We start from the raw sequence: 19,784 nt of genomic DNA on the forward strand, positions 1-19,784 counted from the left end.
CGCTACAATTGCTGCCAAATGAATATCAACATACTAACGAGCCACACCATGACTAGGTTTTTTAGACTTTAGTTAAATGTGGATTTATTGATTGCTCTGCTCGCTCGCCAGTTTTTTGCATGCTTGTTTTAGAAGTGAATAGCCAATATCACACTATTTTGTGAACCTGCGCTGCGCTTTTGTGGATCATGAAAAGTATCAACAATTGAAAATCCTGCTTTTTTCATCATTCCTGCTGAAGCTAAGTTTTCTTCATGTCTTTCAATTAAGACTGACTTCGCCCCCTTATTTTTGGCTAAATCAAGACAGTGATTCAAAAGCTGTGTAGCTATTCCCTTACCACTATGTTCGGCTGATACGACAACATCACCTATAAAGGACATGTGCTCTAAGTTTGCATATTTATTAAGGTAATCAGGACTCGATGTACCATCAATCAAAACGGCCATACCAACTACTTCATCCGCTTCCAAGGCCACCACAGCATCAGCTCTGGCACACTCGATCAATGCAAACTCATCATCGACACCCGCAGGGGTCAGATAATTCCATTCGTTTGGTCCATGTTTCCATAACAATGTTTTTAAATTGGGCAACTCCGATAAGTTTGCTTTTCTGTAATGCGTCATAGAATGTATACTCCTTTGTCATGTTATCCCACCACATTATCGTCATTACCGGTATGCATAGTTAACCCAGCGATGAGTTAACCCGCAAACATAACGATACTAATAATAATTGTGCTCGCATATTTAGAACAGCTATTTAACCACAAAAACACAGTGATGTTTTCAAATGCAGCAATAATATGAGACAAGCAATATAGTATAACCCCCAAAAACGTTCTTTTGGGAAATGCCAATTAAGGCCGTTAACTCCCGGAGATTTGAGTAACAACCTGTAATTAACGGCGTGTAGTCACATCACAATAAATTGATTTATACAGTCGCTGGCTTTTTACCTTTTGTAAAAATGGTCAAATTGAGCTCTTGAACCAGTTTATCAAGCTTTGTGTGGTTTTCTTTATTTAAGATTGTTTGGTAAATCCACGTATAATATTCATTCTTTTCAAGCAGTTTTCTTGCACCGCTTTCACCAATAAGTGAAGACATTGCGCGATATTCTAAATAGCAAACAATCAAGTGTGTCAATGTGCCACCTTCCGTACCGCTGCCCAATGGCCTTTGATACTCGACTTTAGGAAACTCCTTTTTGATTGCCCCTTGAAACTCATCGATAGTCCCCTTCCCGTTCAATACCACATGCCAGTGAAATTGCTCATGAAGAAAGGTAGATAGCACTTTCATATCATTTTTTAAATAAGCATCAGCGGTATTCATAGTTAGTACTGGGTGGCTGTGTGGCACTCTTGCACTTTCATTAACCAATATATCTTTAGTATAAACCCAGCGCTCAATATCATATTTAGATAAAAGTTCATGTATAGTATTTTTTATTTTAATTTCTTTCCCAGAATCATTCGCCGTTTTTATTGACACATTTGCATTCGACACAAAAGGGATTAGCACTAAAAATAAAAACATAACTACTTTAATCATTGCACAACCTATTTATTATTTTATTTAGATTTAATATACACCAATATTATAAACAGAAAATGAACGTTAAAGCATATTGAATCACCAACTCAATGCTCTAAAAGCCAGAAGTGTACAAAACATCACAGCTTTACGAAAAGGAAAAGCTAGCGCATTGTGGCACAACCTTTTTTTGCAGTCACAACTGCGATAAGAAGAAATGCACAACCAATCACGCCGTTTGTATAAAAATCTAACGATAAACCAGCATTAAAGCCTTGAGTAACAATTACAGCAAGCATCGCTCCCCAACATACAACTGGGATCAACAGTAAAAGTCCGATACTACGTGTAACTCGGTTAACTAGAAACGCAGCTGCATTGAAAATAAACGATATAACCATGCAAATCATAAAGCTCCCTATAAGCAACGAAAAGCCAAACGATCGACTATCCGAAATGCCCTCACCAAACACTGAAGAGATAAAAATCCATATCGTAGCAATCAATAACGATGCGCTAGAAATATAAGCGAAGCAAGCCCCACCTCGGGCATATAGTGGGGCTTGGATAGATACCCGTGGATATAACTTGAGAATACCTAAAACACCTGAAGCAAGTCCGATGATCGCCGGGATTGCCGCCCAAAGTAACGACATTTGGTATCCTGAAAAATGCCTGAGCCATAAACACACTGTATTTATTAACATAAAAACGCCAGCGATTAAGAACAGCCTAGTATCCCAATTTGTAGTGCCTTTGGTCATTTTATTTGTGTTTGTCATATTCTTCCCCTATCCATATTTTGTTTATCAGCATCACGCTTTGCCATAGCTTTCGATGTCTGACGACTCAAACGTGCATTGTAATTATTGGTGTTATTGTGCTTGATAAATACGAAGTTATCGTCCTAACGGGCCCGTTCGAACTTTTTTATTGCAAATATTTTCAATGAGTTAGAAAATTTTGGTGTTTTTCATAAATTACGGCTATTAAAAGCCTGGCAATCTATGTTGAATACAATTCAGGTTAAGTATGATCTCTGATTCAAAGGGGGGGATCAATGTGCTTGAATGAGCAATTGACTACAAGCTCTTGCAGTACAAAGTCGGCCAACGCCTGTTTGGGCATGACGCTGTTTATTCTTAGGTCGCAGCTGTCTCGAGTTTGCTCAAGGACATTTGAATAGACACCTCTTAGGTAGTCTTCATATTCCGATAGGTATTTTGGTATGGCGGTCAGTGAATCACTGTACGGGCTGTTGATATTTCTTGAGATCACTCGCGCCAAGCAGATCTCAAGTGGTATATCCAACAAAATAGCATAGTCGGTATGCTGCGCCATAGCGCTCCTACATTGTCCAAACGGCTCTTCAATCACAATAAAAGGGGCTTTGGTATGAAGCTTTAAATGCTTGAGCGCAGCAACAAAACGTGGGGTCGTTATTTCGTCAACATTACAACCTCTTTGCAGCCAAAGCTTCATATTTTTTGGATAAGTATCCGCATCAATATAGTCATCGAATACTAGATATGGACAGTCTAACTTTTCTGCAAGACGTTCTACGAGTGACGTTTTACCACTCCCAGACACACCACTGATTGCTATAACTGTTGTTTTACCCATTCAAGCGTCTACCACTAACCTACGTACGCTTTATGTCTAAACACCCTACACTGCCATGCTAACCCCACCATCACTATTGCAAGCAAGTTGACCGAAATAGAGACCGTATCAAAATTGAGTGATAGGCCAATAACGGAAAATGGGTTCAGTCCAAAGCTCCACTGTTGCCATTTGACTGTTACTATTTGCAGTAAACTCATTGCGAGCAATGGCGTTACAATAGACAAAGGCTTGTTTTTCCAGCTGTATATAAAATATGTGTATAGCACAGTGAAAAATGCCATATAACTCACTTTAATATAATCCGTAAAACCGACAAATTTATCACTACCATTCACAAAGAGTACTAAGGTAATTAAATTTAACAGTAATGTTACTACCAAAAGTGAAAAACTTAATTTATACCTTTTCAAGGATTTAAACTGAATATCCAACTTCTCTTGCATCATTTATTTGCCTTGCGTAGTTGTTCCAAATCACTTCCTACAATCGCCTCAAGGTGCTCTGTCACTTTATCGGCAGGCCAATCCCACCAAGCAATATCTTGCAGCGCATCGATGATATTTTGCTCAAAGCGCTTTTTTATCACTTGAGCAGGGTTACCGCCCACAATGCAATATGGCGGAACATCCTGAGTGACCACCGATTTGCTGGCAATAATAGCACCATTACCAATTTTTACTCCGGGCATAATTGTTGACTCGTAGCCAATCCATACATCGTGCCCTACCTCTGTATCACCTTTATAAGGTAATTCTCCATCTTGAGGCATTACTTTTTCCCAGCCATTACCAAATATTTGGAAGGGGTATGTCGAAAACCCTGACATTTTGTGGTTGGCACCATTCATTATAAATTTTACACCAGTGGCAATTGCACAGTACTTTCCAATTTTGAGCTTATCGCCGATAAAATCAAAATGATAAAGCACATTTTTTTCAAAGTTTTCAGGGCCAGCGGGGTCATCATAATAGGTGTAATCTCCCACTAGAATATTGTCAGAGTTTATAAAGTTTTTTAAAAAGCCAACCTGAGGAAACCCGGTTAAAGGGGATTTATTGTCTGGATTTGGTCCGTTCAAAACAACTCCTTAATTGTATTTATCTGTCGAATAAAAGCTTATCAGCAGGGACATGGTCCACTAGCCACACATTGTTTTGGGTTTTATAGAACTTGGCACCCAGTTGAAACATGCTGTTCGCTTTGATACCCAACAACACCGCGTTGCCATAACGCTCTCCAACAGCTATCGCAGTCTGCTTAGATCCTGTTAAATGAACGTGGTGCCGCTCACCTTTTATCAACCCGCTTTGCTTAATTGACCGCATAAACCGAGTTGCCGTGCCATGATATAAAATATCAGGAGGGGTTATTGGCGCTAGGCCTAACTCGACTTGAACTGAGTGTCCTTGATTGGCGCGGATCTTTTTACCATTTTCACTTATTGCAAAGCGCTGTTTGCCATTTGAGTTTACGATGGATTGAATAAGCCCATACGATAGTGAAAAATCTTTTGAATTTTCAATCAATTCCTCTATCTGAACCCAACCTTGGGCATCCAGCTGGATATTAGCCAACTCAGGCTTATGGCGAAGAATCAAACTTAAGTATTTAGATATTTTCTTATTTTTCATGGAGCTTAATTTATCCTATTTATAGCGATAAATTAAGCTCTTTTTGCAATATAATCAAAGTAGTAAATATACTGCTATATCAATATTCGTAAGGCTTTAAATAAAGAATACGAGGCGGCTCAGACATAAACGCAGTCAAACTTTGCATCACACCGTTACCATCGATAAATTGCATATAATTTTTATGGTGCTCAACACTTTGCCAATCTTCGTCAATCAGCATAGTAGTCTTGCTCTTATCAAAGCTGATTGATACTCGCTGACATCCTGCAAACCCTTTTACAGTAGGCACATTTTCAGTTAAAAAACTATCCAACAGTGCGGACTTTGTTTCACGTAACTGACATTCAATAATCACTTTTACAGACATATTTGCTCCTCAGTACAATAAGTCACACCAGTTTACGCTCAGAAGTAAAAGTAAATGCCGTAATTCCAGAAAAGTAACGCTTTTCGGTCAACGCTTCATCGCACCTTGTTTTGGTGTCTCACCATAATGATTTTTATAAGCTTTGATGAAATGTGAGATATTGGTGTAGCCAACTTCAAGGGCAATATCAGAAACCGATAAACAACCTTGCTCAACCAATGACTTAGCGTATTCAACTCGTTGTTTGATCAACCACTGTTTTGGTGGCTCATTAAACTGATGTTTAAAGTCGCGTTGAAAACCAGATAAGCTACGACCAGATAGTTTTGCCAAATCTGCAACAGAGTGTTTTAAAACAGACTTATTTCCAAGTAACCTTTTTAGGTTCCTTCGCGCGGGCAAGGCATGATCAGCCATATTTAACATTGCAACCACCTCATCAGCACTTACTTGACGTAGGATAAATAACAGCTCTGTGAGCTTAATATGGAGTATAGGATCAATATCCACTCCTTGGTCAACGCACAATCTAAGTTGCTCGAAGAAGCCTTTAATTAAGCAATCTTCCAGATGTAGTGAAGTTGGCGGTGGTTGCTTGCCCTTGGCAATCGGCGTCAATTGATAAGACAGTAAAAATTGTTCAATTACACTTCTGTCAAAAAATACCAGCCACGCTTTTAGATTCTGTGTACTGCGAACAAAGTCAGAATGTAGGTTTTGACCTTGACATAGTAAAACCGATTGCCCAGCGCTAACTGTGATCAGCTTATTATCCCAGCATGTCAGTGTTTCAGAGCCTTCTTCGACATAGACAATACACAGCTGATTGGTATAAAACTCAATATCGAGTAGATTTTGCTCTAAATCTTTGCTGTAAATGGCTGAGCCGTTGTGAGCTGCCATTTTACTTACATCCGAAAGCGCACCGAGCGCCTGGGGGATCACCAAAACATGTTGCTGGCAATAATTTGCAGAATTCATCCTTGTTGCCTTATCTAATTTAAACATTACAAATCGGTTACATGCAGATAATTTAGACGAGTTACAGCAGTAAAGTGAAGGAAGAATTACAATTTAAACGGTGATTCCAACGCCTTAACCTTTTGCTTTTGAACATCGATTTCAATATTTATGCCCAATGGCAATATCATTTGCGGATCTGTGTGCCCAAAATCCAAGTTGGTCACTATTGGTAGCTTGTCACAGCCAAACTCTCCTTTAACGACCGATAAAATGACCTCATCAAGCAACTGTTTTTCGCCTTCACTATAATCCCGTGCTCGGCCAAAAATCAGCCCAGAAAGTTGCTCAAATACCCCCATCACACCATAGTTACGCAGCCAATACCTAACATAATCAATTGAAGGTTTCTCTTGGGATGTTTCTAGAAAAAGTACTTTACCTCGCCAAAACTCTTGGTTTGGCCAGTATTGTGTGCCTTTTAGCATTTCAAGGACCTCAATACATCCACCAAATAAGGGTCCACATGCTTTGCATTTTTTCGCTGAGTCGCCTTGATAGAATCTTGGCCCGCTATTGATTTGTAGTGGTTCAAGCTGCCCTACAGAGTTCGGTTTCGACCAATCAGGGTAACCATCACTGAAGTGGGAGAACACAGGTAACTCAGACTCATTCCACTCCCCAAATAAAAAAGATCTAACATACGTTTGATACTCATCAGACATATTATGGATCTGAGCAAATCCAGCCATTACAGAAGGTCCATTAAAGGTCACTATTCCTAGCTGATGTATAAGTGCAGACACAGCCGTAAAATCAGAGTATCCCATGATAAACTTGGGATTAGCCTTAATTAGATCTGCATCCAAATACTTTAATATTCTTGCAGAGTCTGAGCCGCCGATTGTCGCAATTATTCCATCTACATTTTTATCACCAAAAGCGCGATTTAAGTCTTGGGCCCTTATTTGTGGGTTATTGAATACTTCGTCTATATCCATAGTCGCTGTTGGATATTCAATAACGTTAAAGCCCAGTGCTTTTAAATTTTTCACCCCCTGTTGATAAACCTTCGGAAATACAGATGGCAGGCCCGTTGATAGTGACAACACGGCGATATTATCACCCGGTTTTAATTGCTTTGGCTTAATCATTTTAGCGTCCATTTCATTTAACAATATCAATATATTAAAACAATTTTTTAATTACTACCCTTAAATACATTTACAGATAAAAATCACCAAATGCCAGAACCAGTGAATTGAGCGGGTTATTTGTTATTTAATAGCCCCACGTTGTGCACTTTTTGTAATTTATGAAAAACCCTGTTAGTGTGAAAAACACACATATCAAACGGAATATCTGTTTTTTGATTAATAGAAGAATGAATTCCCCATCAAAACGGGGAGAAAATTTAGTTAAAAGCACAATACAGGAGTTGTTATGTTCTGGATTATTAATATTGTAGGCGTAGCTATTGCCTTATACTTTGTAGATCTCGAATCTAATTCAGTTATTCAAAGTGTGATCAGCCCAATTGTAGTCGCGACACTTTCTCTTACCATGATTATAAAACTGTTTATAAACAGTAAAGCGCAATCTGCTTCTTATATGAGCAACAGTGGAAATGGCAGTCATTCAGGCAGCCCTTTCATATATGGGTCAGAGAAAAATAAGCCCTCTGGGGATAGTGACTCCAGCAGCAATAGTTCTAGCACTAGTTCGAGCTTCGGTGATGGCGGCGGTGGCGGTGGCGGTGGCGGAGAATAAAACGTTATCCAAATACAAAAAAAGCCTGCGTCAATAACCCCGCAGGCTTTCTAATTTTGCTGTTAGTTACTTAGCAGCCAAAGCAGCTCGTGCTTTATGAAGCTTGGTATAGCTTTCAATTAGCTTAAGATGTTTGTCCAACCCTTTCAGTTGAGTATTGGTTTCTGTTAAGCCATAGAATTTAACATCACCATTAATCGAGCCAATCACATTGTCCATGATTTCTTGACCAAACATACGTGACAAGTTATGGATATAATCTTCAATCTCAAGCTCTTCATCAAGGGCTATTTCTAAAACAGTCTGCATCGCTTGATAGAACAAACCACGCTCAACTGTGTTGTCATTGTATTGAAGGAAAGACTCAACCAAATCCATTGTTTCTTCTAAATCACCCAGTGCCAAATAAATTAGCAGCTTGAGTTCAAGGATGGTTAACTGACCCCATACCGTGTTTTCATCAAACTCGATACCTATTAACGTAATGATATCGGTATAATTATCCAGCTGGCTTTCTTCTAGACGATTGACTAAATCAGCTAGCTGCTCATCTGAAAGCCTGTGCAGATTAAGTATGTCTTCTCTATACTGCAGCGCTTTATTGGTATTATCCCAAATCAAATCTTCCGCAGGGTATACTTCTGAATACCCTGGCACCAGAATACGACAGGCAATGCCTAAGTCGGTAAATTCTGCGACATACGCTTCCTTACCTTGCTCTTTTAAAATCGCAAATAATTTGTCGCACTCTTCTTCGTTAGTCCCGGAAAAATCCCACTCAACAAAGTCATAATCTTTCTTCGCGCTGAAGAAGCGCCATGAGATCACACCCGTTGAATCGATAAAGTGTTCAACAAAATTCTCCGGCTCAGATACCGCCATGCTGTTAAATGTCGGGCGAGGTACATCGTTTAACCCTTCAAAACTGCGGCCTTGCAGTAGCTCAGTTAAACTGCGTTCAAGCGCAACTTCTAAGCTTGGGTGTGCACCGAACGAAGCGAATACACCACCAGTTTTCGGATTCATCAAGGTGACACACATTACAGGAAACTGACCACCTAAAGATGCATCTTTAATAACGACAGGAAAGCCCTGCTCTTCTAGCGCTTTGATACCATCAACAACACCAGGGTATTTGGCAAGTACATCTTCTGGCACATCAGGTAAAACAATTTCTTGTTCAATGATCTGCTTTTTAACTGCACGTTCGAAAATCTCAGATAAACACTGTACTTTGGCTTCAGCTAGGTTGTTGCCAGCACTCATGCCATTACTTAAGAATAAGTTTTCAATCAAATTAGACGGGAAATAAACCGTTTCACCGTCTGAGTGGCGAGTATATGGAATAGAGCAAATCCCGCGCTCGACATTACCCGAGTTTGTGTCAATTAGGTTTGAGCCCTTTAACTCACCATCTGCATCATAAATTTCGCGCGTATATTGATCTAAGATTTCACTTGGAAGCGCATCATTTGGACCCGGCTTAAACCATTTTTCATTAGGGTAATGAACAAAGTCACTGTTTGCGATTTCTTCGCCAAAAAATTGATCGTTGTAAAAGAAGTTACAGTTTAAGCGCTCGATAAACTCACCCAATGCAGAGCAAAGTGCGCTTTCTTTTGTCGCCCCTTTACCATTGGTAAAGCACATTTGAGATGCCGCATCTCGGATATGCAATGACCAAACATTTGGTACAATGTTACGCCATGAAGCAACTTCAATTTTCATACCTAAATCGGCTAAAATCCCTGTCATATTAGCAATCGTTTGCTCTAAAGGCAGGTCTTTACCTAGGATAAAGGTGTTTGCTTCTTGCTCGGGCTTAACCATTAACATTGCTTGCGCATCATCATCTAAACTTTCAACGTCTTCAATTTGAAAGTCAGGGCCAGTTTGAATAACTTTTTTCACAGTACAGCGGTCTATTGATCGCAAAATGCCCTTTCTGTCTTTTTCAGAAATGCTTTCAGGTAGCTCAACTTGAATTTTAAAAATTTGATTGTATCGGTTTTCAGGATCAACAATATTATTTTGAGAAACACGAATGCCGTCTGTCGGAATGTCTCGCGAAACACAGTAAACCTTTACGAAGTAGGCCGCACAAAGTGCTGATGAAGCTAAGAAATAATCAAACGGACTAGGTGCCGAGCCATCACCTTTATATCGAATAGGCTGATCAGCAATAACACTAAAATCATCAAACTTGGCTTCAAGTCTAAGATTGTCGAGAAAATTAACTTTAATTTCCATTGAACTCTTCCACAGTTTTGTGCGACTACCATAGAACTAAGGTGACTTCCTCAGTAACTCGGTAGCAAAAATTATCTTAACTGTGTAATTATCTTCTTTTTCACGCCAATAGTCTTGGGTTAATTGCAGATAAGGAAAAATAAATGATGTTTTGGCAGGTTTCTGTGACTGAAATGGGTGAAATTCCTCCTCAGCTATTGTTATTTCTTTTCTTACTCAGCAACTCTTACATTCACATTGGTAACATTGAGTGCAGCTTGCAGCACATAAAGCCACAAAACGTGTGGCCGTGTACATTACAAACCTTGTAACACCATGTCTTTAATCTTGTGCGCTTTTTCAAAATGATCTAACCGGTGAGTTTGAATCCACCAAGTTGCGGCTTCCATCAGTAACTCTGGATCACTATTTTTATTGGCAAAAAAAGCGTAAAAGGAAACGCCAACATTGCTCCCCTTTTTCTCTATTTTTTGGTCGCAGACTTGTACAATTTTCTCTCTCAGGCTTTCTCTCATTATTATCCATTTATACCTTACATCTGATATAGGGATAAAATTATACGCGAATATAATAAATATTAAATAAAAATAGTATTTATGGGACTTGCAAACAACCAAAGCCATTTACAACTCCCACACTTTTATATTACTGGGTTAGCATATTGTTGTTTCACAACAGCCCGTTCCATTAAAGGTAACATAGTTGGAGTTACACGTATCATTTAAGGTTTTAGAATAGCAATGCTGCGTACATGCACCTAAGTTATTGCTATTGCAATAATTTGAAAACCGGCCACCACCAATTGCAGGAGTTGCATGCTTTGGAATATTTTGGTTATTCGCACTTAGAGATTTAAAACTTTTCTTTTTTAAATTTAACTTCATTTCATTAATCCTTATGGTTTAAGTTCGATAAAAACAATACATTAAATCTTAACGATTTCAACCTTCCCTTGTTAAACCTAAAAAACAATAATAAAAATTAAAATCAAGCACTTAGAAAAAACAACACTTTAACAACAAAAAAGCAACCTTTTCCAATGTGAAAATTTTTAACAAATTCAAAACTCTATAATAAATTCAAATAAATAGCCAAAATCCATAATAAATCAGACATTAATTAAAATAAAAATGCACTATTCACTTTCCGCCATTCAACAATACACCCCTTATTTCTTTTCCCTCAGAACAGAAACCTGATCATAGCCGATACCCCAATTGTCAGTTTCTACTTCATCAATCACAACGAAAGTCGTACTGGGTACTTTGTTCAATACAGATACCATTAACTGTGTTGCACCACTTATTAACGCCTGTTTTTGCTCTTTCGTGACACCCTCTTTTGTCACTTTAATATTGATATACGGCACTTTGTTCTCCTTTAATATTTAGATATCAGCATACATTTTATTGACAATGCGCCACTGCCCCAGCTCTTTCAATAAACCTAAAAAATCCACATATTCACGCCCAAGTAGAGGGCAATAGAGTTTAACCAAAGCCTGCTCACCAACAATATCGAGCGAAATGACTTTGTAGTTGTACTGCTCTCCTTGCTCAAAAGGCACGGGCCGCCTACTGACCAAAGCTAGCCATTCTTCTCTTGTTCGCCTTATCTCTGGCGCTTTAAGCACTGCACACTCACAAAAAATATCACGTAATTTTTCTACATCTGCGTAGTACAACCCATCGCAATAGCGCTTTATCACGTCATTTACCTTGTCAATCTCTGCAAAGTTATCTTTATTATTCATTGAAGCCGCCCTTGAGTTAGTTGGACTGTTCGGCGCTAACAGCTGCTTTAAATGAGTCTCGCTCTCTCACTTTATCCAACATCTGTTGTACATTATCTGGAATTTGAATATCGACAAAAAAATGCGCTCCCCAGCTCGCATACACGGTTAAAAATATGTCTGCTACGCTAGGTTGCTGGCCACCTAGAAATGGACCGAGATGCGCCCGAGATTCAAGCCTCACCCCAACAGATTGCCACACCAGACTGATCTGCTCAGCTGCTTTCTTCAAAAAATGTTCCCGCTCGCTCACACTTTCAATATTGTGCGTAGCAAAAAACAATCGGCCATAGGCTGGGTGCATAGTGGCATTGGCCAACATCAGATCCTCTATGGTTTGTTGCTGTTCTTTGGGATCTGATGACCAAAAACTGCTCGGATGTGATTGAATAAGATGAAGCATAATCGCTGCCCCTTCTGTCAATACCTTGTCATGTGTCACTAACGCAGGCACATTACCAAGCGGGTTTATCGCTGTAAAATTCTCTGTCTTTAACTTATTGATCAATGTGAACTTTTGCTTAAGTTCTCGTAAAACGACCTGCACAGCTAGCGAACAAGCACCGGGCATAAAATATAGGGTATACATACGCTTTTCTTCCTCTACGTTTGTCTATAGTCCTGAAATTGAAACCACTTCAAATTTCTTAAAGCCAGTGTAGAAAAACTCAACTGTCTTATATATAGTCACAATACGAACCATATGTTTCCCACAAGGAAACAGTGTAGAGGAGTTTAAAAGTGGATAAATTACGTGCATTAGAAATATTCGTTGACCTTGCAGAGTATGAAAGCTTTACCCGCGTGGCAGAATTAAGAAATACGACCAAATCCATGGTAAGTAAGGAGATGTCAAAGCTCGAACAACACTTGGGTGTACGCTTATTGCACCGCACGACACGTAATCTCACTTTGACTCATGCAGGGAAAGCCTACCTAACTAGCGCAAAAGATATTCTGGCAAAACTTGCTCAAGCAGACTCTCGCATTCAATCACACACAAATGTGGTAAAAGGAAAGCTCAAGGTGAATGTACCAATGGCACTTGGTCTCACTTTATTGGCCGAGTTTTTCAACAACTTTATGCGCCAACATCCATACATTGAGTTAGATATTCATTTAAGTGATGAAGATATTGACCTTGTTGAGCACGGCTTCGATCTTGGGTTTCGTGCAACAAGCAAGTTACTTGATTCAAATTATGTAGGCAGGCCACTCACTCAATTTAGCTATAAAATCTGTGCATCCTCCGAGTATATCGATAACCATTCAGACATTGTTGAAGCCGCAGATCTACAAGAGCACAATTGTTTTGAATATACTTACTTTAAAAACAAACACATTTGGCCTATCGAAAACGGCATAGCTATCAGTGGCTCATTAAAAGTAAATAGCACACCATTTATGCTAGAAGCCATTAAAGCAGGTCATGGTATTGGTTTTTTACCTGACTTTGTATGTGATAAAGCACTTGCAAATGGGGATGTGGTTGAGCTCCTAAGGCACTGTAAAAAGCCACACTTGACTCTGTACGCGCTGTATCCAGCAAGACATTTTGTGCCTGACACAGTGCTCACCTGTATCACGTTGCTAGAGCAGCATTTTGCCAGTTTAACAGCCCACCACATTACATCATGACAGGCACTTGAAAGGAAAAAGTAACACCACCAGTTACCGTCATTTCTATATCGCGTACAATTTCGACAAAATAACCATTTGGATCTAACTGATATCCAGCAGACTCAATGGTTTTGAAAAGTTGCTCTAGTGCAACACTGTAGCCTGCGTCGGATACAATATATACATCGCAACAAAAATAATGGCCTTCGGGCAAGGAAATTGTGTGTTCAGATGCGCAAACTTGCCAATCCCCTATGCTTGTTTTGATATCTTGCCAGCTATTTTCTAGCTGGTTGACGGGCGTCACCCCCATGATTCGTGTTGATCTCTCACCAAGTGTTTCAAAAATTGTGTCCCATTCGGTGCTAATGTTTGGTAGTAATTTCATACCTCTTTGCGGATACCAGACCAACTCGCAGGGTAAATTTTCAGCGAGTTTATTTTCTAAAGAACCGCATTCATCAGGATGTGCAAGCTTTGCAAGTATTTCGGCCGTCTGCCTCGGCGTACCTGTCACGCCCATGGCGCGGATCTGTTTTGCTGTTAAACCCAGAGCATTTTTTAAAGCCTTACCCAAAGACTGAGATGACGCAAATCCACACTCGTGAGCTATATCGATAATTTTATAGTCCTGTTCCGAGAAAATATAATGGACAGCATATTGCAAGCGTACTCGACTCAGGTATTGCCCAGGCGTTTCTTTAAATAACTCAGAGAATTGGCGATGGAAATGAAAAGGAGATATCGCACTTTGCGTGGCTATTTGTTCCCAACATAAACCAGACGCAAGGTCTTCATGCATTAATTTGAGTGCAGTCACGAAACGCGTTTGTAGATTCTTTGGTAAGGATTCCAATAAAGCGTATTCTGGTACCAAAATAAATGGTGTCGGTTTGTTTTCTGACATAAGCGCGATAGTTGTAACGAAAGCCACAACTATCGCGCGCTATTTCAAAAAATGCAAATAACAGCCTGTAAGCAATTGTAGTTAAGCGGTTTGCTCTGCCAACAACACATCTCGACTTTTAGGCTGCTTGCGACAAAAAAGTCCAAGTAATACAGGAATTAATATCAGTGTCACAGACGTTGCAAACAACTCTCCAAAAACCAGAGCAACCGCCGCAGGTTTTAAATACTGTGCCTGTTCTGCTTGCTCAAAGAGTAGTGGTAACAAACCACATACGGTAGTTATTGTGGTTAAAAATATCGCCCTAAATCGGCTTGCTCCAGCTTGACGTAAAGCGTCATCCAGTGACATGCCACCACGGTATAAGTGATTAAAACGCGTGATCAAGACCAAAGAGTCATTCACCACGATCCCTGTCATCGCCATCATACCAAACATCGACAATAAGCTGATCGGCAAGTTCATTATGTAGTGGCCAAATATGGCCCCAGCAAATCCAAAGGGAATAACCGCCATAATAATCAATGGCTGCCAGTACGACTTAAGCGGGATTGCCAACAAGATATAAATCAAGATTATCGTCATTAACATCGCAGACTTGAATCCTTTGGACACTGCGGTTATTTCTTCAAACTCGCCACCAGCTTTAATTTTTACACTTGGAAATACGTGCTCTAAACGGCTAATTTCGCTTTGCAGCTTAGCCATCACCTCCTCAGGAGATTGAATATGCCGATCTTGTTTCCAATAAATGTTTACAACTTGCGCTCTGTCCCTTCTATGTAATACATCTGGCACCTGCTCGAAACTAAATGTTGCAACATCTTCTAATCGAACACTATCGCCATTGCTCAAAGTTAGTAAACTGGCTTTGAGTTGTGCCAAATTTTGCCGCTCATGTCTTGCATACCTAACCAACACTTTGGTTTCTTGTCCTTGATCCAATATCCGGTGTACCTCTCTTTGCCCAAATGCTTCTCCGGCAAACTTTGCAACTTGATGCTGAGTCAAACCAAGCTGTTGACCGTAATCATTCAGCACAATTCGTACTTGCAGCTGACCACCTTTTGCGTCGTCATAAATATCAGATACTCCTGCTTGTGACACCAGCACGTCAGAAAGCATAGAACTTACTTGCTTTGCGATTGCTTTTTCGGGGGCCGTAATAGAAATAAAAGTACCGCCTGCAGGGGCTTCTGCTGCGGAAAATTGCACAGAGTAAGCGCCTTCAATAATGCCAGTTTGTTTGCGCCAAGTATCCGTAAGAAGATAACTGGGTAGTGTACTCAAAGACTCACTGGTAAGCTCAGCAGTCACTTCAATATCGCCATAACCATCTGACCATCCGAGTAAATTTACGATAGGCTTAGACGTCAGTTGAAACTCGGATTGCAATTTATTCGCAACTTGATTGGCCGAACTTTCCAATTGTTCCAATGCTTTTTCCTGCAATTGTAACGGCGCACCATCTTGCAAAGACACTTTAGCCGTAATGTATCGCCCAGGGATTTCAGGAAACACCGAGCTACGGATGGTCCCTGTTGACCACATGCCGTATGCAAGGGTAATAAACGCTGTAAAAAATAAGATGCTAGCTGCTTTATAACGAATTGAAACACCCAATATTGGTAAGTAGAGCCGCGATTTCACAGTTGCAAGCCAAGTTTGAGCGCCTTCCTGTATTCGGCTGATAAATGAGTTTGATTGCTCATTGTATGCGGAAGCGCCTAAATGAGAAGGTAAAATGAACTTACTTTCAATCAATGAAAACAGCAGTGCTATTATCACCACCACGGAAAAACCTGCTAATAACTTAGCAAGATCGTTATCGATCCAAAGCATCGGAGAAAAAGCAGCAATCGTAGTAAGGGCGCCAAATATTGTAGCGACAGATACCGACTGCACACCTTTAAACGCAGCTACTTGTCCATTTTTACAGGTGCCACGCTTGTCGTATATAGCCTCACCAACCACCACAGCATCGTCAACCAGTATACCGAGCACCAGAATAAAGCCAAATAAGGTGATATCGTTAATACTGTGGTCGGTCAGTTGTAACGCTCCCAAAGTACCAAAAAGCGCAACTGGAATACCGGCAGATACCCAAAACGCTAATTTTAAATCTAAGAAGATCCCCAGCAATACAATTACAATGAGTAAACCTTGCCACGCATTGTTACCTAATCTAAAAAGCTGCTCTTCAATATAAGGGGCCATATCCGCCATAGTATTGAGATGGACATCTTCGGGCAGCTGACGGCGCAATTGTGCTAACGTGTCGTTCACCGCTGCACTCACATGTAACAGATTGTCCGATTGACTCGTACTCACTAATAACGCAATGGCATTTTGTCCATTATTGCGCACAATTGAACCTGTTTGTTGATAATCACGATAGACGTGTGCAATATCCGCAACGCGTATTGTTCCAGTCGCCTTTACGACAACAGGCACGTTTTTAAGCGCTGTAACACTATCTGCAAAGCCATCGCCCCGCAGCAGCAAACGGCCACTCTCACTTTCTAATTCACCGCTTCTTGTTTCCAATGAGAATTGCTCTATTGCCGACGCCACATCCTCTAAAGTAATACCTAGCTGCGCAATCTTAATTGGATTAGGCTCAATCACTAGCTGGGGACTGCGGCTTCCCCAATTGTCGACACGAGAAATATCCACATGCTTTTTTAGCGCAACTTCAACTTGCCTCGCAATTGGTTGCAAACTGCTATTTTCTCTTTGCGCTGACACGATCACAAATGCAGCCAAATTAGTAAATTCATCTTTGGCAACAATGGGTTTTTCAGCAAGTTCGGGAAAACTCACAATGGCATTCACACGATTTCGGATATCATTCAAAAGCGTATCAATATCTGTATCAGTGGTCTTTCTAACGGTCACTGTCGAAAGCCCTGCACTTGACTGGCTGACAACTTGCTTGATGCCTGCAACTCCGCTTATTGACTCTTCAACTCGCTGCGTAATACCCTCATCAATTTGCGCAGCTGTACCACCGGGATAAGGCACTGTAATGGTGATGGTTGATGGCGGGATCTGCGGAAAGGACTCAACCCTTAACTGCCCTAACGCGAGTACACCACTGGCGATAATCGCCAGCATCAATAGGTTTGCTGCCACCGTGTTGTCGATAAACCATTTGGTTAGCCAGCTCATCGAGCACCTCCGTTATCTGCAAGTTGAACCTGATTTGAAAGCGCTTCGACTTGTGTTCCAACAACCATGCTGAGTAGCGGATAAACCACTACTTGCTTAGTAGTACTATCGTTTATTTGATTAAAGCGAATGTAGGTATGTGTGTGGCTTTTAGAAAGGATCTCAATTGACTCTTTTTGCAAAGTACCGGCAGCATCTACAGTCCAAACGAAGCCATCTCTGGTTAATGCACTTTGTGGCACTTTAAAGGACTGTGGCTCTTGAGCTAAGCCAATACTCACCCGCACAGGCTGGTTTGGCATGAGCTGTGCCTTCAGTTCATACGGATCCACAACTTTTAAAATTAACTGTCGCTGCCTAGTTGTTAGGTCCATGCGAGGCGCAATATACCTGACTTGGGCAGGCCATTTACCGCCAGAGCGGTCGGTCACGCTAATTTCAAGCTGTTGATGTTGCAGCTGGCGCTTAAGCCTGCGCCAAACTGGTTCAGAAATGGGTAAAACCACATCAATACTGTCGCTTGCCGCGACTTCAAATAGCGCTTCTCCTGCGCTAAGCCAGTCGCCAGGACTCACGGCTCTCGATAAAATTACAGCATCGTATGGGGCAACAATTTGCGCTTCTTCAAAACGCTTTTGCATACTTTTGAGCATCAGCTTTGCCTGACTCAAATCCGCTTTTGCTGCCGCAACTTGCGGCTCTCTCTTGGCAAAACTGCTCTGGTTTTTACTCGATAACATACTCAAGGCAACGGACTGTTCGTGAAGCTGTTGCTCCAATGCCAACTCGGAGTGATACACACGACTTTGTGCCTGCGCCAATTCTGACTCAAGGTGAGTTGTATCTAACTTTGCCAACGGCGTCGCTTTTGTCACAAGCGCTCCCGGCTCTAACTCGGTATCCAGCCATGCTAATTGCCCTTCACTCGTTACTTTTAACTGTGTCAAAAAGCGAGCACGTGTATTACCAATTAAATCCAGTGATGGTGTATGAGGCTGAGCTACTACCGTTGTCGTTGATACTGGTTGCTTAATGCTGTGGTTTGTTTTTGCAATTGGTGCTTCAATAGCGAGTTCATCCACCACGATTAGCGCCATAAATATCGCACAAACCCCTGCGCCAATTGCCATTATATTCTTATACTTCATAGCCAATTTCCTTTTCTGTGAGTACTTGTTCATTTCGGTTGAGGCGCTGTGTTATCTCCTCTAGACGTGACAAAACTTGCAGTGTTACAGGCAACATAATTGCTGTATCAACAAATTCGAGAGAATAAGTGAGGATAGAAAAAACCTCTCCAGTGGTTGGGTTTGGGAGCAAGTTTACGAGCCATAAATTGCCAAGCACCGACATAAATAACAGCGCAAAAATAAAGCCGTAAACCAAAGCCTCTGTATCTGAAAGGGCAATCTCATGCTTTTTTAGTTTTTCTAAATGAGCGCTCAATGCTGCAAACGGTTTGCAGCTTAATATTTTGACTTGTTGTTCCGTTTGATCATTTAATTTGCCGTTTAAGCGCTTAAAGGTCCCGTGACAACAGGCGTAGACGAGTAACATGGCAATACTAGCTATCAACACACTCAGTGCAAAATACGCATGAAATGTAGCTAATATAATAACAATGGATACTAATTGAATCGCGGCCGTCAGCAAAGCGGGTAAGTCGTTTTCAAGAAAGTCGACTAGCTCTCTCGACATGGTTAATCGCGCATTTTTTGCAGAAACATCCGCCCCTCTCAAATTGTGCGCTACGGTTTCGGCCAGCTTAACGCGAATATCACCATATACCCGCGTATCGTAAAAACGACGCATCACGCTGATGACGATTAAACCAAGTAAGCTGGCAGCAAACCCTAGTAGGGGCGTGGTATCTTGCGCCAACACACCATCGATTGCATAACCGATCAATAATGGCAGTAAAATAAGAAGGATGTTTTCAGCTATTACCATTAACCAAGTAATGGCAACTTTAACTGGGCTTAATTTCACCACCGACCAAAGTGAAATGGAGTTTTGAATGGACATATTATGCTCCTGAGTACTTCTAGAGCAGAATTATGACCAATTCTAAAAAGTAAAAAGTGTCCTCACTTGCTGTTTTCAATGCCCATCGGCTTTATCAACAATGAATCGTAAAACATGGGGG

22 protein-coding genes are annotated in these 19,784 nt (G+C 40.8%); 2 read left to right on the forward strand and 20 right to left on the reverse strand.

Annotated elements, in window-relative coordinates:
* Positions 1-128 precede the first annotated feature (128 nt).
* The 10 genes from J8M00_RS11340 to J8M00_RS11385 form a co-directional block, all read right to left on the reverse strand.
* The gene (locus tag J8M00_RS11340; protein ID WP_211010346.1) at positions 129-629 is read right to left on the reverse strand and encodes a GNAT family N-acetyltransferase; all 501 of its coding nucleotides are present in this window, start codon (positions 627-629) and stop codon (positions 129-131) included.
* 309 nt (positions 630-938) lie between these two features.
* Positions 939-1,544, reverse strand: a complete 606-nt coding sequence (locus J8M00_RS11345) for a hypothetical protein (RefSeq protein ID WP_211010347.1) — start codon at positions 1,542-1,544, stop codon at positions 939-941.
* 161 nt (positions 1,545-1,705) lie between these two features.
* The gene (locus tag J8M00_RS11350; RefSeq protein ID WP_211010348.1) at positions 1,706-2,323 is read right to left on the reverse strand and encodes a hypothetical protein; all 618 of its coding nucleotides are present in this window, start codon (positions 2,321-2,323) and stop codon (positions 1,706-1,708) included.
* A 262-nt stretch (positions 2,324-2,585) separates the two neighbouring features.
* On the reverse strand, positions 2,586-3,164 hold the full coding sequence (locus tag J8M00_RS11355) for a hypothetical protein (RefSeq protein WP_211010349.1): 579 nt from the start codon (positions 3,162-3,164) through the stop codon (positions 2,586-2,588).
* A gap of 14 nt (positions 3,165-3,178) precedes the next feature.
* Positions 3,179-3,613: a hypothetical protein gene (locus J8M00_RS11360; RefSeq protein ID WP_211010350.1), complete on the reverse strand. Its 435-nt coding sequence runs from the start codon at positions 3,611-3,613 to the stop codon at positions 3,179-3,181.
* Positions 3,610-4,245, reverse strand: coding sequence for a Vat family streptogramin A O-acetyltransferase (locus tag J8M00_RS11365; RefSeq protein ID WP_211010351.1), 636 nt, complete (start codon positions 4,243-4,245; stop codon positions 3,610-3,612). Before J8M00_RS11365 ends, J8M00_RS11360 begins: the two co-directional genes overlap by 4 nt.
* 19 nt (positions 4,246-4,264) lie before the next feature.
* Positions 4,265-4,798, reverse strand: coding sequence for an RNA 2'-phosphotransferase (locus tag J8M00_RS11370; RefSeq protein WP_211010352.1), 534 nt, complete (start codon positions 4,796-4,798; stop codon positions 4,265-4,267).
* A 79-nt stretch (positions 4,799-4,877) separates the two neighbouring features.
* Positions 4,878-5,168, reverse strand: coding sequence for a hypothetical protein (locus J8M00_RS11375; protein ID WP_211010353.1), 291 nt, complete (start codon positions 5,166-5,168; stop codon positions 4,878-4,880).
* Positions 5,169-5,255: 87 nt separating this feature from the next.
* The gene (locus J8M00_RS11380; RefSeq protein ID WP_211010354.1) at positions 5,256-6,149 is read right to left on the reverse strand and encodes a helix-turn-helix domain-containing protein; all 894 of its coding nucleotides are present in this window, start codon (positions 6,147-6,149) and stop codon (positions 5,256-5,258) included.
* A gap of 86 nt (positions 6,150-6,235) precedes the next feature.
* Positions 6,236-7,282, reverse strand: coding sequence for a S66 family peptidase (locus J8M00_RS11385; RefSeq protein ID WP_211010355.1), 1,047 nt, complete (start codon positions 7,280-7,282; stop codon positions 6,236-6,238).
* Positions 7,283-7,571: 289 nt separating this feature from the next.
* On the opposite strand from J8M00_RS11385, the gene J8M00_RS11390 reads away from it, so the two are divergent.
* On the forward strand, positions 7,572-7,898 hold the full coding sequence (locus J8M00_RS11390; RefSeq protein WP_211010356.1) for a hypothetical protein: 327 nt from the start codon (positions 7,572-7,574) through the stop codon (positions 7,896-7,898).
* 66 nt (positions 7,899-7,964) lie between these two features.
* Here J8M00_RS11390 and J8M00_RS11395 read toward each other — a convergent pair whose 3' ends face one another.
* The 6 genes from J8M00_RS11395 to J8M00_RS11420 all read right to left on the reverse strand — a co-directional run bounded on the left by J8M00_RS11395 (position 7,965) and on the right by J8M00_RS11420 (position 12,529).
* On the reverse strand, positions 7,965-10,148 hold the full coding sequence (locus tag J8M00_RS11395) for an OsmC domain/YcaO domain-containing protein (RefSeq protein WP_211010357.1): 2,184 nt from the start codon (positions 10,146-10,148) through the stop codon (positions 7,965-7,967).
* A 296-nt stretch (positions 10,149-10,444) separates the two neighbouring features.
* Positions 10,445-10,663: a DUF6500 family protein gene (locus J8M00_RS11400; protein ID WP_211010358.1), complete on the reverse strand. Its 219-nt coding sequence runs from the start codon at positions 10,661-10,663 to the stop codon at positions 10,445-10,447.
* Between the two features lie 138 nt (positions 10,664-10,801).
* Positions 10,802-11,032, reverse strand: coding sequence for a hypothetical protein (locus J8M00_RS11405; protein WP_211010359.1), 231 nt, complete (start codon positions 11,030-11,032; stop codon positions 10,802-10,804).
* Between the two features lie 284 nt (positions 11,033-11,316).
* On the reverse strand, positions 11,317-11,517 hold the full coding sequence (locus J8M00_RS11410) for a tautomerase family protein (protein WP_211010360.1): 201 nt from the start codon (positions 11,515-11,517) through the stop codon (positions 11,317-11,319).
* A gap of 18 nt (positions 11,518-11,535) precedes the next feature.
* A complete protein-coding gene (locus J8M00_RS11415; protein ID WP_211010361.1) occupies positions 11,536-11,901 on the reverse strand; it encodes a nuclear transport factor 2 family protein in 366 nt (121 codons plus the stop codon).
* Positions 11,902-11,917: 16 nt separating this feature from the next.
* Positions 11,918-12,529, reverse strand: a complete 612-nt coding sequence (locus J8M00_RS11420) for a glutathione S-transferase family protein (RefSeq protein WP_211010362.1) — start codon at positions 12,527-12,529, stop codon at positions 11,918-11,920.
* A gap of 152 nt (positions 12,530-12,681) precedes the next feature.
* Between J8M00_RS11420 and J8M00_RS11425 the strand changes: the two genes are divergently transcribed.
* Entirely contained in the window at positions 12,682-13,578 is an 897-nt protein-coding gene (locus tag J8M00_RS11425; protein WP_211010363.1) for a LysR family transcriptional regulator, read from the forward strand.
* On the opposite strand, the gene J8M00_RS11430 is transcribed toward J8M00_RS11425, so the two are convergent.
* The 4 genes from J8M00_RS11430 to J8M00_RS11445 all read right to left on the reverse strand — a co-directional run bounded on the left by J8M00_RS11430 (position 13,568) and on the right by J8M00_RS11445 (position 19,663).
* Positions 13,568-14,467, reverse strand: a complete 900-nt coding sequence (locus tag J8M00_RS11430) for a helix-turn-helix transcriptional regulator (RefSeq protein WP_211010364.1) — start codon at positions 14,465-14,467, stop codon at positions 13,568-13,570. The two genes, J8M00_RS11425 and J8M00_RS11430, sit on opposite strands and share 11 nt — an antisense overlap.
* Positions 14,468-14,548: 81 nt before the next feature.
* Positions 14,549-17,638, reverse strand: a complete 3,090-nt coding sequence (locus J8M00_RS11435) for an efflux RND transporter permease subunit (protein WP_211010365.1) — start codon at positions 17,636-17,638, stop codon at positions 14,549-14,551.
* Positions 17,635-18,786 (reverse strand): efflux RND transporter periplasmic adaptor subunit, encoded by a 1,152-nt coding sequence (locus tag J8M00_RS11440; protein WP_211010366.1) that lies wholly within the window; start codon positions 18,784-18,786, stop codon positions 17,635-17,637. The genes J8M00_RS11435 and J8M00_RS11440 overlap by 4 nt, the downstream gene beginning before the upstream one ends.
* Positions 18,776-19,663 (reverse strand): ABC transporter six-transmembrane domain-containing protein, encoded by an 888-nt coding sequence (locus tag J8M00_RS11445; protein ID WP_211010367.1) that lies wholly within the window; start codon positions 19,661-19,663, stop codon positions 18,776-18,778. Before J8M00_RS11445 ends, J8M00_RS11440 begins: the two co-directional genes overlap by 11 nt.
* Positions 19,664-19,784: the final 121 nt, after the last annotated feature.

The sequence above is a fragment of the Pseudoalteromonas luteoviolacea genome (assembly GCF_018100925.1).
GTDB classification, from domain to species: Bacteria; Pseudomonadota; Gammaproteobacteria; order Enterobacterales; family Alteromonadaceae; genus Pseudoalteromonas; species Pseudoalteromonas obscura.

Excerpts from the sequence above, each read along its gene's own strand:
- J8M00_RS11340 (WP_211010346.1), bottom strand. The coding sequence starts at position 629 with ATGACGCATTACAGAAAAGCAAACTTATCGGAGTTGCCCAATTTAAAA.
- J8M00_RS11345 (WP_211010347.1), bottom strand. The coding sequence starts at position 1,544 with ATGTTTTTATTTTTAGTGCTAATCCCTTTTGTGTCGAATGCAAATGTG.
- J8M00_RS11350 (WP_211010348.1), bottom strand. The coding sequence starts at position 2,323 with ATGACAAACACAAATAAAATGACCAAAGGCACTACAAATTGGGATACT.
- J8M00_RS11355 (WP_211010349.1), bottom strand. The coding sequence starts at position 3,164 with ATGGGTAAAACAACAGTTATAGCAATCAGTGGTGTGTCTGGGAGTGGT.
- J8M00_RS11360 (WP_211010350.1), bottom strand. The coding sequence starts at position 3,613 with ATGATGCAAGAGAAGTTGGATATTCAGTTTAAATCCTTGAAAAGGTAT.
- J8M00_RS11370 (WP_211010352.1), bottom strand. The coding sequence starts at position 4,798 with ATGAAAAATAAGAAAATATCTAAATACTTAAGTTTGATTCTTCGCCAT.
- J8M00_RS11375 (WP_211010353.1), bottom strand. The coding sequence starts at position 5,168 with ATGTCTGTAAAAGTGATTATTGAATGTCAGTTACGTGAAACAAAGTCC.
- J8M00_RS11380 (WP_211010354.1), bottom strand. The coding sequence starts at position 6,149 with ATGAATTCTGCAAATTATTGCCAGCAACATGTTTTGGTGATCCCCCAG.
- J8M00_RS11385 (WP_211010355.1), bottom strand. The coding sequence starts at position 7,282 with ATGATTAAGCCAAAGCAATTAAAACCGGGTGATAATATCGCCGTGTTG.
- J8M00_RS11390 (WP_211010356.1), top strand. The coding sequence starts at position 7,572 with ATGTTCTGGATTATTAATATTGTAGGCGTAGCTATTGCCTTATACTTT.
- J8M00_RS11395 (WP_211010357.1), bottom strand. The coding sequence starts at position 10,148 with ATGGAAATTAAAGTTAATTTTCTCGACAATCTTAGACTTGAAGCCAAG.
- J8M00_RS11400 (WP_211010358.1), bottom strand. The coding sequence starts at position 10,663 with ATGAGAGAAAGCCTGAGAGAGAAAATTGTACAAGTCTGCGACCAAAAA.
- J8M00_RS11405 (WP_211010359.1), bottom strand. The coding sequence starts at position 11,032 with ATGAAGTTAAATTTAAAAAAGAAAAGTTTTAAATCTCTAAGTGCGAAT.
- J8M00_RS11415 (WP_211010361.1), bottom strand. The coding sequence starts at position 11,901 with ATGAATAATAAAGATAACTTTGCAGAGATTGACAAGGTAAATGACGTG.
- J8M00_RS11420 (WP_211010362.1), bottom strand. The coding sequence starts at position 12,529 with ATGTATACCCTATATTTTATGCCCGGTGCTTGTTCGCTAGCTGTGCAG.
- J8M00_RS11430 (WP_211010364.1), bottom strand. The coding sequence starts at position 14,467 with ATGTCAGAAAACAAACCGACACCATTTATTTTGGTACCAGAATACGCT.
- J8M00_RS11435 (WP_211010365.1), bottom strand. The coding sequence starts at position 17,638 with ATGAGCTGGCTAACCAAATGGTTTATCGACAACACGGTGGCAGCAAAC.
- J8M00_RS11440 (WP_211010366.1), bottom strand. The coding sequence starts at position 18,786 with ATGAAGTATAAGAATATAATGGCAATTGGCGCAGGGGTTTGTGCGATA.
- J8M00_RS11445 (WP_211010367.1), bottom strand. The coding sequence starts at position 19,663 with ATGTCCATTCAAAACTCCATTTCACTTTGGTCGGTGGTGAAATTAAGC.